The sequence below is a fragment of the Streptomyces sp. B3I8 genome (assembly GCF_030816915.1).
GTDB lineage: Bacteria > Actinomycetota > Actinomycetes > Streptomycetales > Streptomycetaceae > Streptomyces.
The window spans coordinates 1,298,166-1,313,365 of sequence record NZ_JAUSYN010000002.1 but is presented as its reverse complement, the minus strand read 5'-3'; the positions used below and the strand labels follow the sequence as shown (position 1 = coordinate 1,313,365).

The following is a 15,200-nucleotide window of genomic DNA, read 5'->3' as shown; positions in this document are numbered from 1 at the left end:
GCTCAGTTGGCCCAGGGCGGGGTGAGCCGGGTGCCGTCGGCGAGCTCGGCCTCCAGGCCGATGGTGGTGGTGACCCAGGAGACGGCCGTGCGGTCGGTGGGGTTCTCGACGCCGAAGGCCGCACCCGGGGTGACGATCACGGTGTCGCCCGCGACGACCCGCTCGGTCCGTCCGTCCAGGGTGATGAGCAGTTCGCCGTCGAGCAGATGGAAGATCTCCTCCCGGTCGACGGTGTGCGTCGGTGCCTTCGTCCCGGCGGGGATCTCGCCCCGCCAGGCGCACAGCTCCTTGCTGCCGGTGCGCGGTGCGGCGTGGGAGACGAAGCGTGCGCCGTGGATCTCGTGGGTCACGGCCTCGGACTGACGGACGACGGGCATGAGGACCTCCGGTGAGTGAACAGAGGGAGCGGGCGGGAGCGGGGAGGGCGATCAGTTGGTCAAGCTGCTTGACCAACTGCCCTGCCCTTATGGTCAAGCAGCTTGACCGATTCGTCAAGGGTGTTCTAATGCCACCGTGGAGAACTCCGAGGCCCTGGCCCTGTCCGCCGCCCTGCTCGCCGCCGCCGGTGATCTCACCCAGCGCATCCACGCGGGTGTGCTCGCCCGGGGCTTCGAAGGACTGCGGCCCGCCCACGGGTTCGCGTTCAGCCGGATCGCCCCGGACGGGGCGACGGTCACCGACCTCGCCGCGCACCTCGGAGTCACCAAGCAGGCCGCCAGCCAGCTCGTCGACGAACTGGCGCGCAAGGGCTACGTCGAACGACGACCGCACCCGCAGGACGCGCGGGCGCGGCTCGTGGTGCTGACCGGAAGCGGCTGGGCCTGTGCGCGGGCCGCGGAGGAGGCGGCGGCGGAGGCGGTGCGGCCCTGGGCCGAACTACTGGGGGAGCAGGGCGCGCGCGCCCTGCGCACCGCGCTGCTGACGGTGGCGCCCGGCGGGCCGGTACGACCCACCTGGTGACGTACGGCGGTGGTCACGAGGCCGGTCGAAGGGACCGGCCGGCCCGGAACCGCGTCCGGAACCGCGCCCGAGATCTGTACGGGGTCCGCCCGGCCTGAGCCGCCGGGCGGACCCCGTGCTTTCGTGCCGCTCGTTCAGCGGCCGTGGCGGCCCGTGGGGGTCGCGCGGCGGCGGACCGAGGCGAAGAGGGCGGCCGCGCCGAGAGCGAGGGCGGCGGCGCCACCGATCGCGACGTACGCCGTGTGTCCGTCGGCGCCGGTCTCGGCGAGGTTCTCGGCGGTGCCGTCGGCCGCGGGCCGGTTGGCCGCGGTGTCCTCGGCGGCGGTGCCGCCCGCCGCGGTGCCGGTACCCGTGCCGGCCGTGGCGTCGGCGCGGCGGGGCTCCGCCGAGGTGCGGGCGTCGTTGTCGCCGTGGCCGTGGTGTTCGATCATCGACTTGTGGGCACCGGCCGCGATCTGCCGGTCGGTGGGCGCGGAGGCGGCCGGGGCGGGGGCCGATCCCTTCGACCCGCCGTTCCCGTCGCTGTTGTCGTTGCCGGCGCCGCGGTTGCCTCCGCCGAAGTCGACGTCGGAGCAGGAGTAGAACGCCTCCGGGCTGTCCGAGCGCTGCCAGATCGCGTAGAGCAACTGCTTCCCGGAACGCTGGGGAAGCGTGCCGGAGAAGGTGTAGAAGCCGTTGACGGGGGACGGGTCGGTGGAGGTCGCCACGGGGTGGTCGAGGTCCAGGTCCTCCCAGGCCAGGGGCTTGGCGGGGTCGTAACCGGCCTTGGTGACGTAGACCTTGAAGGTGCCCTTGTGGGGCGCGGTGACGCGGTACTTGAAGGTGTACGCGCCGCTCTTCACGGAGGTGGCGGGCCAGTCGGTGCGGGCCAGGTCCAGGCCCTTGAACTCCTCGTTGTCGGCGCTGCACAGCTTGCCGTCGGGGATGAGGGTCCGGTGCTGTCCGGCGGCGTCGCCGATGCGGATGCCGTTCCAGTCGTAGAGCGCCTGGGTGCCCCCGGCGGCGACGACCGCCTTGCAGGCGGCGGACTTCGGGGACTCCGGGCCCTCGGCGTAGCACTGGGCCACCCGGCTGACCGGGTCGCCCATCGTGCCGTGCGCGGCGGCCGGGGTGGCGGCGAGGGCGGTCAGAGCGAGGGGGGCGCCGCCGACGAGGGCGAGTACGGCGGCATGGCGACGGCGGCGTGCGGGCATGGGGGGCTCCTCGGAGGTCCTGGGCGCGGCGGGTGCGGTCAGCAAATTAGCCGCGCGGGACGGGGCGGATCCCCTGTTCGGGGGCGGGGAGAGGATCCTTATGCTCGCGTTAAGGGAGTGCTCAGGCTGGGCTCAGGTAGGGGCTCCGCCCCGTGGATCCGGAGCGGAGGCAGGGGCGGACCGGGCCGGCTCAGCCGTCCGGCCACCAGGTGCGGTGGATGTCCTTGCGGACCTCGGGGCGCTCGGCGGGGCGCTCGTCGGCCTCCTCCCGCACACGGCGGGAGTCCGACTTCCTCAGCGGCTTGTGCACGGTCGTCCGGCGCATGGCTGCCTCCTAGCGAGATCACCAGGTCCCGCGTTACCACGGGTCTGGACCTCTACCCGGAGCCTGACCCATCCCACCCTCGATGTCAGTAACGCTTGTCACGATCGTGATGTCAGTGCCGACTGCCATGCTGACCCCATGCACACCCACGGTGAGGGAGAAGCGTCCTTCGGTGACGACTGGGAGGCGCTGGCCGCCGTCTTCGACGACGAGCCGGACCACGGGCTGGGCGATCCGCGGGTCCGCGCCGCCTGGGCCGCAAGGATGCGGTGCTGGCTGCCCGGCAGCCCCGGTGACCTGCTCGATCTCGGCTGCGGCACGGGCAGCCTGTCGCTGCTCGCCGCCGAGGCGGGGCACCGGATCACCGGTGTCGACGCGTCCCCGGCCATGCTCGACCGGGCCCGCGCCAAGCTCGCCGGGCGGGACGCGGAGTTCCTGCTCGGGGACGCGGCGGCGCCGCCCGTGGGCGGGCGGCGGTTCGACACGGTGCTCGTCCGCCATGTGCTGTGGACCCTGCCCGACCCGGCGGCCGCCCTGCGGCACTGGCACGGCCTGCTCCGGCCCGGCGGCCGGATGGTGCTGGTCGAAGGCGTGTGGGGCACGGTGAGCCCGGTCGGCATCGCTGCGGACCGGGTCACCGGGCTGCTGGCACCCCTCACCGGGGAAACGGTGGTGGAGCGGCTGTCGGACGACCCCCGGCTGTGGGGGAGGGAGGTGGCGGACGAGCGGTACGCGGTGGTGGCGATCAGGTGAGGAGCGGCGGTCGAATGCGGGCGGACGGGAGGCGGTCGGGCGAGGAGTGGTGGTCGGGCGAGAGGCGGTGGTCAGGTCAGGAGTGCCTGGAACGCGGGTTCCAGGGCCAGCGCTTCCAGGGAGTCCAGCGCGCCGAGCGCCGCCCGGGCCGCCTCGGGGTCGGTCCGGGCGAGACCGCTCCGCGCGAATTCGTCCTCGTCCAGCCGGAGGACCGTCGCGCCGTCGGCCGAGCGCCACAGATCCAGGTCCAGATCCTCCGAGAGGAGCTCGGTGCCGGTCAGGACGGCGGGGCGGGTGATGTCGCAGTACCAGCCCTTCAGCGTGCCGGTGCCGTCGCGGACCTCCTTCACCGCGTACCAGCGGTCCCGCTAGTAGTGCTCGGTGAAGACGTCGCCCGGTGCGAAGCGGACGAAGCCGAAGTCGCGTACGCCGGCGCCCGACCAGGGGGCCCGTACGGTGATCCGGCGGCCGTCGTCGGCGAGCAGCTCCGCGCCGTAGCGGATCTTCGTGCGGCCCGCCTTCCGCAGGACCACCTCGACGACCGGTCCGGCCGTCCGCGCGGCCCCGTCAGCCGAGGGTGCGGACATGGCGTACCTCCGTGGCGCAGATCTCGTACCCGAACCACTTGTTGACGGCCAGCATCGGCTCGTTGCCGTGGTCGTTGCCCGTCAGGGCCTCGGTGAGTCCGGCGGCACGGGCGCGGTGCAGGGAGTCGTTCTTGGCGAGTTTGGCCAGGCCCCGGCCCCGGTACGCGCGGGCGGTGCCCGTCATGACCGTGCCGTAGCGGGTGCCGCCGTTCGTGCGGGCCATGGTGAACGCCGCCGGGCGGCCGTCGACGAGCACCACCGACGTGAGCTCCTGGCTGGTCAGCGGGTGGTTCCACGTCCCCCGCAGCCAGTTCTCGTAGTCCGTCATCTCGTAGTCGACGTCGCTGGGCTCGTCCGCCAGCGTCTCCGCGTCGAGTGCGAACAGCGGACGCGGGTCGGCGGCGAAGTCCGTGCCGGGGAGCACCTCCACGCCGGGCGGCGGGGACTGCAGCGGCGGCAGGGAGCCGTCCGTCAGGTCGAGCCGGAGGAAGTGCGCCGAGCGGCTCGACCGGTAGCCGCGCCGCTCGGCGAACGCGCGGTCCGCGGGCGTGTCCAGCACCCAGGAGAACACCTCCGTGACCCCCAGGCCCCGCAGCCGTTCTTCGGCGGTCCGCACCAAGGCGGTGCCCGCGCCACGGCCCTCGTGGTCCGGGCGCACGTACACGTTGAGGTACGCCTGGCCGGGCTTCGGACTGTCGTGCACCACGCCGACCTGGGCCGAGCCCACCGCCTCTCCGTCCACGCTCGCCAGCAGCGGCTGATAGTGGGCGTCGGGATGCGCGTGGCGCAGGTCGTACGCGAGGGATTCGCCGGTCAGCAGGATGAAGGGGAGCGCCTCCTCGCGGATGCGGGCGAAGGCCTCGCAGTCCTCGGCGGCGTCGGGGCGCAGGTCGTACACGGTCACGGCGGGGTTGGGAGTCATGTCGCGGCACGGTACGGGGGGCCGAGGCGCGGGCGCCTCCGAATTTTCCGTCGGCGGGGGGCCGTTCGCTGTCCCCGGGGCGCGCGCCGGGCGACAATCGGTGCGTGAGCCTGAAGATCGACATCATCGACAGTACGGAGGGCGGCGCGCCCTACGAGCAGGTGCGCGCCCGGATCGCCGAGCAGGCACGGTCGGGGGTGCTGCCGGTGGGCTACCGGCTGCCGACCGTGCGCGGGCTCGCCGAGACCCTCGGCCTCGCCGCGAACACCGTCGCCAAGGCCTACCGGGCGCTGGAGGCCGACGGCGTGATCGAGACGCGGGGGCGCAACGGCACGTATGTCGCCGCCGCCGGCTCCGCCGCGGAGCGGACCGCCGCGACGGCCGCGCAGGAGTACGCCGAGCGGGTGCGGCGGCTGGGGCTGGGGGAGGACGACGCGCTGGCCGCCGTACGGGACGCCCTGCGGGCGGCGTACGGGGAGTGAGCGGACAGGGCGGCAAGAGGCGGGCGCGGGAGGACAGGGGCACGGCCCGTCCCCGGTTCAGCGTGGGGGCCGGGGGCGCAGTGGAGGCAGGTGGTGGGGGGTGCGGGTCACTGTCCGGCCCGCCGCCCGCGCCGTCCGGGCGAACAGCATCGCGTCCAGGACGGCCGCGCCCCGCGGGTCGTTGTTGAAGTAGGCGTACACGTCCGCCTCGTCGGGCCACGCCTCGCCGATCCGGTGCACCCAGCTCGACAGGGACTGCCGGCCGTAGTGCGGCCGGCGGCGGGCGCGGCCGGAGTGGAAGCGGACGTACCCCCAGTCGGCGGTGCGCCACAGCGGGGTGACCGGGCGGGAGAGGACGTCCGCCCAGCACAGGGCGGCGGCGTGCGCGGTGAGGACCTCGCGGACGGCCGGGGTCCACCAGGACTCGTGGCGCGGTTCGACGGCGACGCGGGTGCCGGCGGGGAAGTGGGCCAGGCAGTCGTCGAGGAGGACGGGGTCGGCGCGGAGGGTGGGCGGCAGTTGGAGCAGGATCGGGCCCAGGCGGTCACCCAGGCCGTCGGCGTGGGTCATCAGGCGGCGTACGGGTTCCTCGGGGTCGCGGAGGCGCTTGATGTGGGTGAGGAAGCGGCTCGCCTTCACGGCGACGACGAAGTCGGGCGGGGTGCGGGTGCGCCAGCGTTCGAAGGTCTCGCGGGTGGGGAGGCGGTAGAAGGCGTTGTTGATCTCCACGGTGCTGAAGTGGGTGGCGTACTCCTCCAGCCAGCGGCCGGTGGGGAGCGCCGGGGGGTAGAGGACGTCGCGCCAGTCCTTGTACTGCCAGCCGGAGGTGCCGACGAAGAGGGGCATAAGGGTATGTAAGCACCGGGGGTGTGTGCGGGGCGGGTTTCGCCCCCGCCGCCCCCGCCCTTCCGGACCTTGGCCCGGAGGACCGCCCCAGGCCCCCGGAGGGGGAGGGGCGCGGGAGAGCTCGGGCGGGTGGGTTCGTCGGCGGGTGCGGGTGCGTCGTGGCTGATCGCGCAGTTCCCCGCGCCTCCGTGGAGTGTCCCCCGGCGGGGGCTCTACAGGTACAGGCCCGACTCCCTGTCGCGTTGGTCCGGGACCGAGGTCGGGGTCGTGCCGCGGCGGAGGGCGTAGAGCTCTGCCAGGGTGGCGCCGTCGCGGGCGACGGTCCGGTCGCGGTCGGGGAACTCCGGGCCCAGCCAGCCGAGTGCCTCGGGGCGGGTCAGGGGGCCCACCTCGATCCGGGCCAGACAGCGGCCGGGGCGGACCACGGCCGGGTGGAGGCGCTCCAGGTCCTCGTTGGTCGTGACGCCGACCAGTACGTTGCGGCCCTGGCCCAGCAGCCCGTCCGTGAGGTTCAGCAGCCGGGACAGCGCCTGGCCCGCCACATGCCGGGCCTCGCCGCGGATCAGCTCGTCGCAGTCCTCCAGGAGCAGCAGCCGCCACCGCCCCTTGCCACCCGCGTCCTCCTCGCCGATCGCGATGTCCATCAGGTATCCGACGTCGCTGAACAGCCGCTCGGGGTCCAGCACGCAGTCCACCTGGCACCAGTCCCGCCACGACCGGGCCAGCGTGCGCAGCGCGGAGGTCTTGCCCGTCCCCGGCGGGCCGTGCAGCAGGAGCAGCCGGCCCGCGATGTCCTCCGGGGTCGTCTTCATCAGCCGGTCCATCGCCTCGGCCACCGGCGCGGTGTAGTTGCCCCGCACCTCCTCCCACGTACCCGCGGAGATGCGGCGCGTGGTGCGGTGCGGGCCGCGCCGCGGGGAGACGTACCAGAACCCCATCGTCACGTTCTCCGGCTGCGGCTCCGGTTCGTCGGCCGCGCCGTCCGTCGCCTGGGCCAGCACCTTCTCCGCCAGGTCGGCGGTGGTCGCGGTCACCGTGACGTCGGCGCCCCGGTTCCAGCGGGAGATCAGCATCGTCCAGCCGTCGCCCTCGGCGAGGGTCGCGCTGCGGTCGTCGTCCCGGGCCGTGCGCAGGACGCGGGCGCCCGGCGGGAGCAGGGTGGCGCCCGAGCGCACCCGGTCGATGTTGGCCGCGTGGGAGCAGGGCTGCTCGCCCGTCGCGAAGCGGCCGAGGAACAGCGCGTCGACGACGTCGGACGGGGAGTCGGAGTCGTCGACGTTGAGCCGGATCGGCAGGGCGTCGTACGGGTTGCCGTACGGCTGCGCCGGGTGCTCCTGCGGTTGCGGTCGCGGCTGAGGCTGCGGCTTTTCGGGCGGGTTCGCGGGCATGTCGCCATGATCCGTCAGGAAGGCCGCCCGTGCACCGGATTTCCCGTGCTCGCCCCGTCGGCTTCCCGCGCCCGACCCGCCGGCGTTCCGCGCACGTGTCAACTTCGGGCCCGGGGGCGGTTCACCGGTACAGGTGAACCGCTCCACCGGCCCGTCACGGACGCCTTCGCGCAGGTGGCCGGTGACCGTACCGCTGTTGAACAGTCGTCAACAATTTTGGCATGAGCACTTCCAGTCAACACGCGTAGCTGCTACCACGGTTGTGGCAGAGATCCTGCTAAAGGGAGGTTCCATGAGACGTTCCCGAATCGCGGCATACGTGACCTCGCTCCTCCTTGCCGTCGGCCTCACCCTCACCGGGGTGGCCACGGCGCAGGCCTCCTCGGTCGCGGCCGGCACCGACTACGTGGCCCTCGGCGACTCCTACTCCTCCGGCGTCGGCTCGGGCAGCTACCTGAGTTCCGGCGGCGACTGCAAGCGCAGCACCAAGGCCTACCCGTACCTCTGGCAGGCCGCCCACTCGGTCTCCTCGTTCAGCTTCCTGGCCTGCTCCGGCGCCACTACCGGCGACGTCATGTCCGGCCAGCTCGCCACTCTCACCTCGGCCACCGACCTCGTCTCGATCAGCATCGGCGGCAACGACGCGGGCTTCTCCGACGTCATGACGACCTGTGTGCTCCAGTCCGACTCCACCTGCCAGTCCCGGATCGACACCGCCGAGGCGTACGTCGACTCCACGCTCCCGGGCCGCCTCGACACCGTCTACTCGGCGATCCGCGCCAAGGCCCCCGCCGCCCGGGTGGTGGTCCTCGGCTACCCGCGCTTCTACCAGCTCGGCACCACCTGCCTCGGCCTCTCACAGACCAAGCGCGCCGCGATCAACGGCGCGGCCGACCACCTGGACGCCGCCCTCGCCAAGCGCGCGGCCGACCACGGCTTCGCCTTCGGCGACGTCCGCACCACCTTCACCGGCCACGAACTGTGCTCCGGCTCGGCGTGGCTGCACAGCCTCGAGCTGTTCGACATCGGCGAGTCGTACCACCCGACGGCCGCCGGTCAGTCCGGCGGCTACCTCCCCCTCCTCGACAACCTGGCCTGACCCGCCCGTTCCGCCACCGCCGGGGCCCGTCCGCGATCCACGCGGGCGGGCCCTCAGCCGTAGGAGGAGGAGGGCGAGGAGGCGGGCGACGAGGAGAGCGGCGGGGAGGGCGAGTCGCCGGTCCTGGTGGGAGAGGCGTGGTCGACACACTTCACGGAGAGGGGGAGGGAGTTGGAGGTGGTACGCGCGGGGGAGCGGACCTCGACCCAGATGCTGCCGTCGCCGTCGCCGTCGCCGTCGCCGTCCTTGCCGCGGACGCTGACGGACTCCTTCCACAGCACGCCCTTCCCGCCGGCCTCGGTACCGGCGTCCGCGGCGAACGACTTCGTGTGCCAGCCCGACACCGGGCCGTCCCAGGTGTTCCAGCGGTACTCCACCTTCGCGGGCGTCCGCCGCACCGTGACGTCCAGCTCGATGTCGAGGGTATGACGGCCCGCCGCGCACTTCCCGGAGTACGGATCGGCGCCGGAGATCGTCACCTCCACCGACTGCGCCGGCGCGGACGACGTACGAGTGCTGTGGGCCGGAGCGTCCTTGTTCCGGCCCACGCTCGCGCTCTTTCGCGGGGTGCCGTTGTCGCCGCCCCCCTTCGTGTCCGGGGCATCGGCGCCCCTGTCGATCAGGGCGTACGTCAGTCCCGCGAGTGCCAGGGCCAGCGCGAGCACGCCGGCGACGAGGACGACGACCGTACGGCGGTCGCGGTGCGGGGGCGGTGAGGTCGGTGAGTTCCATGTGTTCGGCGTGGCCGTCGTCGTCGGGTCCGGGGTGCCGTGCCCCGCGGTGGGGTCCGGCGGGCCGAAGCCCGGGAGGGCGGCGATCGTGGGCGAGTACGCCGGCCCGCGCGCGGCCGGGGTGCCGCCCGCGCCGATCGCCCTCAGGTCCTCCTCGGCCCGCTCGGCGGGAGGCCGCCCGGCAGGGTCCTTGCACAGCAGCCCCTCGATCACCGGCGTCAGCGGACCCGCCCGGCGCGGCGGCGGCAGCGCCTCGTCGACGACCGCCCGCAGCGTGCTCAGCGGGGTGTCCTGCCGGAACGGCGTCGCGCCCTCCACCGCCGCGTACAGCAGGACGCCGAGGGACCACAGGTCCGACTCCGGCCCGGGATCGCGGCCGAGCGCGCGCTCGGGGGCCAGGAACTCGGGGGAGCCGATCACCTCGCCGGTCATGGTCAGCGCGGAGCTGCCCTCGACCCGGGCGATGCCGAAGTCCGTGAGGACCACCCGGCCGTCGTTCCCCATCAGCACGTTGCCCGGCTTGACGTCCCGGTGCAGCACCCCCGCGGCGTGCGCGGCCCGCAGCGCAGACAGCACCTCCGCGCCGACCGCCGCCGCCCGGCTCGGCGGCAGCGGGCCCTCGGCGTCCAGCAGATCGGCGAGGGTGAGGCCGCGGACCAGTTCCATCACGATCCAGGGCCGGCCGTCCTCCACGGCCACGTCGTACACCGTCACCACGTTGGGATGCGCGACCCGGGCCGCCGCCCACGCCTCCCGCTCCAGCCGCGCGTACATCCGCTCCCGCTCGGGCGCCGCCAGCCAGTCGGGGGCGCGCACCTCCTTGACCGCGACCTCCCGTCGCAACACCTCGTCACGGGCCCGCCACACCGTCCCCATGCCGCCCTCGCCGAGCGGGGACAGCAGCCGGTAGCGTCCCGCGACCACACGCTCACGATCCGGTCGTGCGTCGGACACGGGCGTCCCCCCGTCGCGTCGAGTGCCGCCTGCCACTCCCTCTCAAAGTAGCTCAGCCGAGGGCGGTTGCCGCCCCCCTGAGCACCAGTCCGGCACCGAGCAGCAGGACGACGCACGCGGAGCCCAGCGGCGCCGTCCGGCGCACCAGCGCCGCCGCGCCCCCGGACCGGCGCGGGTGGCGGTCCAGCAGCCGGTTCAGCCCGCCGCCGAGCCGGACGACGGCGAAGCCGGCCGCGGTCAGCGTCAGGGCGAGCCCGACGCCGTACGCCACGACGAGCAGCAGTCCGAACCAGGCCTGCCCCAGCGCGGCGGCACCGACCAGTACGACGACGGCCGACGGCGAGGGCACGAGCCCGCCCGCGAAGCCGAGGAGCAGCGTGCCGCGGAGGGTGGGCGCGGTGGGGTGGGTGTGGGGGCGCCCGTAGCCGTGCGTGTGCGTGTGCGTGTGGGGGTGGTCGTGGTCGTGGTCGTGGTCGTGAGTGTGCTCGGGCTCGGGTTCGTGCGCGTGGGGGTGCTCGTGCCCCTCGGCGCGCTCGGGCCCGTGTGGGTGGAGGTGTCCGTGTCCGTGCTCCTTCTCATGGGCGGCGCGGTGCCGCCAGGCCCGGCGCAGGAGGGTGATGCCCGCCGCGGTGACGACCGCGCCGCTCGCCAGGCCCAGCCAGGTGATCACCGAGGGCGCGGCCGCCGAACCGGCCGTGACCAGCAGGCCGAGGGCGACCACGCCGAGGGTGTGGGTGACGGTCACCGACGCGGCGAGCGGCAGCACGTCACGCGGCCGTGCCCGGCCCCCGCGTGCCGCGGCCGTCGCGGCCATCAGGGTCTTGCCGTGGCCGGGCGCGAGCGCGTGCATCGCGCCCAGGCCGACCGCGAGCAGCACGGCGAGCGTGGCGAAACCGAGCGTGAGGTCCTGCCGGGCCACCAGGCCGTCCAGGGCACGTGTCCAGCGGTCGGCGCCGCGCGGCAGCACCGAGGAGGCCGGGGCGTCGTCCTGCCGCTCCCGGTCCAGCGCCGGGCCGCCCGGGCGGACCTCGAACGACGCGCGCGCGGTGTGCGCCGGGGAGGACAGCAACTCCTTCGGATAGGCGGTCAGTTCGTGGGACACGGACTTCGCGGGCACGTCGGTGCCGGCCAGCGTCGTACGGTCGCCGCGCGCGGTGATCTCCCGCCAGCCGGGTCCGAAGGCCGTGCCGCCCGCGCTGCGGAACCGCACCCGGACGGTGTCGGTATCGGGCAGCGGGGCGGTCAGCCGGCACTCCACCCGCAGGGTGTCCAGACCCGCCTGCCCGGGACGCCGGTGCGCGCTGCTCGTGGCGACGGTGAGCCGGGCGGCCCGGCCCGCGACGCTCACCGCACTGCCGTGCGCGGCCTCGGCGCACCGCTGCCCGGCCCAGGCGGTGAGGCCGCCCGCGCGTTCGATGTCCGGCCCGGCCTGGGTCGCCGGGATCTCCGCGAGGTCCTCCACGTGGTCGACCCGCAGGTGACCCGGGGCGGCGACCAGGCCGTCGTACCGGTTGACGGTGAAGTTGCCGAGCGGGTGCGCGGCCGCCTGCCCGGCGGGCAGCAGGACGAGCGCGGCCGCGGCGGTGAGCAGTCCCGCGCCGGTGGCGAACCGGCGGTGGCGGGCCCTCACCCGGCACCGCCCAGGGACTTCCAGGCCGTTCGCGCCGTGCGGGCGCCGAGCGGTGCGAAGCCCGGGTTGAGGTCGAGGGCCGCCTTCAGCGAGGCGCGGGCCGCCGCCGGGTGGCCGGTGGCCCGCTCGATCATGCCGCGGTGGTAGCGGAAGGCGGCGTTGCGGTAGCCCGTGGCGGTGGCCCGCCGCGTGTACGGGAGGGCTTCCGCGTCCCGGCCGTTGACGTGCAGCGCCCAGGCGAGCGCGTCGGCGGTGTGCACGGTGTGGCGGCGCTTCCACTCGGCGCGCGCCGCCTTCAGCGCGGCCCCGCGGTCGCCGTGGTCGGCGGCGGCGAGCGCGGTGTCGAGGTCGGCGTCCACCCCGTTGGCGCGGGCGAGCGAGATCCAGGCGTGGACCAGGGCGTACTGGTCCCGGGCCCTGGCCGCGTCGCCGTCGGCGCCCCGCTCCTCGTACAACTCGCCCAGCTCGACGAGGGGTTGGGGGAGCGGGTAGCGGGAGACGACCTGCTCCATGCCGCGGATCGCCGTCGCGCGGTCGCCGAGCGCGGCCTGGGCGCGGGCCCGGCCGTCGAGTGCCGGCAGATAGGTGTCGTCGGCGGCGAGCGCACGGGCGTAGTGGCTCAGCGCGGTCTTGTACCGGCCCTGATTCCAGTCGAGTTGGCCGAGTGCGGTGGCCACGTAGGCGACGTCGCCGCGGGTGGCGGCGGTGTCGAGCGCGCGGGTGAGCACCCGGCGGGCGGTGGCGGTGTCGCCGCGCAGTTCGTGGACGTAGGCGTAGCGGGTGAAGACGGGCACGCCGGGACGCCGGGAGTCGGCCAGGTCGGCGGCCTTCTCGGCGTCGTCGTAGCGGCCCAGTTCGACGAGGGCGTCGATGCGGGAGCACAGCGCCCGCTCGCTGTACGGGTTCTCGGCGAGGGCCTCGTCCGCGTACTTCAGGGCGCCGTGGAAGTCGTGCCGGGCGGCGGCGAGGGCGGCGCGGGCGGCGAGGGAGGGGTCGTGGTGAGGGTCGAGCTTCAGGGCACGGGTGAGGGCCTTGCCGGCCTGCGGGTAGCGGGAGGGGTCGCCCTCGGTGCGGGCCTGTTCGACGTAGGCGAGCGCGAGGGTGGACCAGGCGTCGACGTCGCGGGGCTGGGCGCGCAGATGGGTCTGGAGGCCGCGGACGCCTGCGGCGAGGTCGTCGCCGGTCAGGAGCCGCGGGGAGGTGACGGGGAGGGCCGATGGGGTGGAGGCGGGGGCGGGGTGCCGGGCCGCGCCCGTGGCCAGTGCGCCGGTGGTGAGGGCGATGGCCAGGGCGGTGGCGGAGAGGACGAGGTGGAGGCGGGTGGGGGTGCGCCGCGGGGTGGGGGTGCGCGGGGGCGTGCGGGTGGGGGTGTGCGTGGGGGGTTCCGCCCCCGCCGCCCCTTCCCGTTCCCGACCTCCGGGGGCTTCGCCCCCGGAGCCCCCGGAGCCCCCGGAGCCCCCGGAGCCCCCGGAGCCCCCGGGAGTAGTGCCGGGTGCGGGTGCGTCCGGGCCGGTCGCGCGGTTCCCCGCGTCCCGGGAGGCCCTGCGGGCCTCTTCGGGGCGCTCGGGGGGTGGAGTGGGAGGCATGGGGTGTCTGTCTCCTTCGGTCAGTAGTACGTGCGGCGGGTGCGGCGGCGCCACCACACCAGGGCCGTGGCGATCAGGAGGAAGCCGGCGGCACCGGCGGCCGCGGAGGTCACGATGAGCGTCGTGTCCGAACCGCCGCCCACGCCGTTCGTGGTGAGCGCGTCGCCGAGCTGGTTGCGCACGCTGTTGCCGTCCGTCTTCGCCGTCGCGCCGCGCGAACCGGCCGTCGGCTCCGCGAGGTACGGGAACGAGTCACCGAACTTCTGGTCGTTGGCGTCGACCGCGTCGCCGAGGTCGTTCTTGGCGCCGACCAGCTCGCCCTCCATCACCTGCAGCGCCTCGTCGACCACGTCGTCGGTCAGCCGGCGGCCGTTGGGGAAGCCCGCGTTGTCGCCGTCGAGCACACCGAGCCGCTTGGGGTCGGCGGTCGGTTCGATGGACGTGTTGAGCCGCAGCTCCTCCGCCGGACGCACGGACGGCGGCTGGTTGAGACCCTTGACGCCCTTCAGGAAGACGTCGACGAGGTCGTCACGCGGCTCGTCCGGCGCGTCGATCTTGTAGATGCCCTCGATCAGCTTGGGCAGTTCGGGGTTGGTGACGTTCTTCAGGAATTGCGCGTCGTCCCAGGGTGCGGAGGCGTTGAACCTGTCCTTGTCCTTCTGCGGGTTGACGACCTCGTTGACCAGCGGGTTGCCCAGCCGCGAGACCTGTGTCCAGTGGCCGCGCGCGTCCTTGCGCTGCGTCGTCGACCAGATGCCGACGACCGGCTGGTCCTTGGACTCGGTGAGCATGTCGGTCGGCACCTGGAGGGCCACGGAGTTGACGTTGTAGCCCGCGAGCGTGTCCCGGCCCACCTCGGAGAGGTCCCCGCCGTACAGCAGGTCGAAGACGCGCAGGTCCAGGAAGAACGGGTCGTCGGCCTGGCCCGCGAACGTCGTGGAGCCGCTGGACAGTTTGTACACGGCCTGGTCGCGCAGCTTGCCGTAGTCCGGCATGGACGCCTTGCCGACGTTGGAGGGCGCCACCGGCACGTCGTCCGCGATCTTCGTCTTCGCCACCAGGTGCTGCTTGCGCAGCTTGATGAGGTCGATGTCGTACGTCTGCGTGATGTTCAGGTCCGGGTCGTCCAGGCTGTCGACGGGGCCCGTGTTGTAGAGGAAGGTGTCCTTGTTCTTCGTGTGCGTGCGGAACGTGTAGCGGAAGATCAACTCGCTCTGCGCGTCACCGTTGTTGTCGACGTGGAGGTCGTACTGCGCGTCCTCCGCGAACGTGTAGAAGTTGGGTCCGCCGGCCGGTTCCTGGAACGGGATCCAGTTGGCCACGAGCGTGGTCGTGTCCGGCTTGTCCGGGCTCACGAACGCGTACACGTCGGTGTTGTCGTACTGCGGCTGCCCCGAGATCAGCGGGGCCTCCCGGTGGCTGGAGGCGGAGGCCGCCCCCGGCTCCAGTACGACCACACCGGCGGCGGCGAGTCCCCCGGCGGCCAGCGCGCCGCACAGGAGGGTGGCGAGGCTCCTGCGCCCCACGCCGCTGCCGGAGGGCGGGGACACGCGGCCGGTCCGCCCGTTCAAGGGGTCGACCGTGCGTTCGTGCGTACGTGCGTCCATCCGTCCGTTCATCCGTCCATCCGTCCGTTCACCGGGCTGTGCGTCCCGGGTGTCCTGTGCGCTCCGTGCATCCCTTGCGTCCGTGCGGTCGCGGTGCCGGTTCGCCTCACTGACCGGGCATTCGGAGAGGCCGGCGG

General features: G+C 74.0%; 14 protein-coding genes and 1 pseudogene. 4 read left to right on the top strand and 11 right to left on the bottom strand.

Translation table 11 applies throughout. The annotated features are described in order from the left end of the window. Positions 1–2 precede the first annotated feature (2 nt). Positions 3–377: a cupin domain-containing protein gene (locus QFZ64_RS08145; protein WP_307063832.1), complete on the bottom strand. Its 375-nt coding sequence runs from the start codon at positions 375–377 to the stop codon at positions 3–5. Between the two features lie 136 nt (positions 378–513). Between QFZ64_RS08145 and QFZ64_RS08140 the strand changes: the two genes are divergently transcribed. Further along, the gene (locus QFZ64_RS08140; RefSeq protein WP_307063830.1) at positions 514–960 is read left to right on the top strand and encodes a MarR family winged helix-turn-helix transcriptional regulator; all 447 of its coding nucleotides are present in this window, start codon (positions 514–516) and stop codon (positions 958–960) included. A gap of 134 nt (positions 961–1,094) precedes the next feature. On the opposite strand, the gene QFZ64_RS08135 is transcribed toward QFZ64_RS08140, so the two are convergent. Then, a complete protein-coding gene (locus QFZ64_RS08135; RefSeq protein WP_307063828.1) occupies positions 1,095–2,153 on the bottom strand; it encodes a lytic polysaccharide monooxygenase in 1,059 nt (352 codons plus the stop codon). 190 nt (positions 2,154–2,343) lie between these two features. Continuing rightward, complete coding sequence (locus QFZ64_RS08130) at positions 2,344–2,478, bottom strand: hypothetical protein (RefSeq protein ID WP_307063826.1); 135 nt, start codon at positions 2,476–2,478, stop codon at positions 2,344–2,346. A gap of 138 nt (positions 2,479–2,616) precedes the next feature. Between QFZ64_RS08130 and QFZ64_RS08125 the strand changes: the two genes are divergently transcribed. After that, the gene (locus QFZ64_RS08125) at positions 2,617–3,231 is read left to right on the top strand and encodes a bifunctional 2-polyprenyl-6-hydroxyphenol methylase/3-demethylubiquinol 3-O-methyltransferase UbiG (RefSeq protein ID WP_307063824.1); all 615 of its coding nucleotides are present in this window, start codon (positions 2,617–2,619) and stop codon (positions 3,229–3,231) included. Between the two features lie 71 nt (positions 3,232–3,302). Here QFZ64_RS08125 and QFZ64_RS08120 read toward each other — a convergent pair. Beyond that, positions 3,303–3,818, bottom strand: a pseudogene (locus QFZ64_RS08120) (DUF402 domain-containing protein). Beyond that, positions 3,799–4,740 (bottom strand): GNAT family N-acetyltransferase, encoded by a 942-nt coding sequence (locus tag QFZ64_RS08115; RefSeq protein WP_307063822.1) that lies wholly within the window; start codon positions 4,738–4,740, stop codon positions 3,799–3,801. The pseudogene QFZ64_RS08120 and the gene QFZ64_RS08115 overlap by 20 nt, the downstream one beginning before the upstream one ends. A gap of 104 nt (positions 4,741–4,844) precedes the next feature. Here QFZ64_RS08115 and QFZ64_RS08110 point away from each other — a divergent pair, with 104 nt between their 5' ends. Further along, entirely contained in the window at positions 4,845–5,222 is a 378-nt protein-coding gene (locus QFZ64_RS08110) for a GntR family transcriptional regulator (RefSeq protein ID WP_307063820.1), read from the top strand. A 57-nt stretch (positions 5,223–5,279) separates the two neighbouring features. On the opposite strand, the gene QFZ64_RS08105 is transcribed toward QFZ64_RS08110, so the two are convergent. Next, positions 5,280–6,068, bottom strand: a complete 789-nt coding sequence (locus tag QFZ64_RS08105) for a DUF72 domain-containing protein (protein ID WP_307063818.1) — start codon at positions 6,066–6,068, stop codon at positions 5,280–5,282. Positions 6,069–6,280: 212 nt separating this feature from the next. Beyond that, positions 6,281–7,456, bottom strand: a complete 1,176-nt coding sequence (locus QFZ64_RS08100) for a DUF5925 domain-containing protein (protein WP_307063816.1) — start codon at positions 7,454–7,456, stop codon at positions 6,281–6,283. Positions 7,457–7,748: 292 nt separating this feature from the next. Here QFZ64_RS08100 and QFZ64_RS08095 point away from each other — a divergent pair, with 292 nt between their 5' ends. After that, complete coding sequence (locus QFZ64_RS08095) at positions 7,749–8,555, top strand: SGNH/GDSL hydrolase family protein (RefSeq protein WP_307063814.1); 807 nt, start codon at positions 7,749–7,751, stop codon at positions 8,553–8,555. Positions 8,556–8,608: 53 nt separating this feature from the next. Here the strand turns inward: QFZ64_RS08095 and QFZ64_RS08090 are convergent, their stop codons facing one another. The 4 genes from QFZ64_RS08090 to QFZ64_RS08075 form a co-directional block, all read right to left on the bottom strand. Further along, complete coding sequence (locus tag QFZ64_RS08090) at positions 8,609–10,210, bottom strand: serine/threonine-protein kinase (protein ID WP_373430569.1); 1,602 nt, start codon at positions 10,208–10,210, stop codon at positions 8,609–8,611. An 82-nt stretch (positions 10,211–10,292) separates the two neighbouring features. Further along, positions 10,293–11,870 (bottom strand): sulfite exporter TauE/SafE family protein, encoded by a 1,578-nt coding sequence (locus QFZ64_RS08085; RefSeq protein WP_307063812.1) that lies wholly within the window; start codon positions 11,868–11,870, stop codon positions 10,293–10,295. Then, entirely contained in the window at positions 11,867–13,456 is a 1,590-nt protein-coding gene (locus tag QFZ64_RS08080; RefSeq protein WP_307063809.1) for a lipopolysaccharide assembly protein LapB, read from the bottom strand. The genes QFZ64_RS08085 and QFZ64_RS08080 overlap by 4 nt, the downstream gene beginning before the upstream one ends. 20 nt (positions 13,457–13,476) lie before the next feature. Further along, positions 13,477–15,063 (bottom strand): DUF4331 domain-containing protein, encoded by a 1,587-nt coding sequence (locus tag QFZ64_RS08075; RefSeq protein WP_373430568.1) that lies wholly within the window; start codon positions 15,061–15,063, stop codon positions 13,477–13,479. Positions 15,064–15,200: the final 137 nt, after the last annotated feature.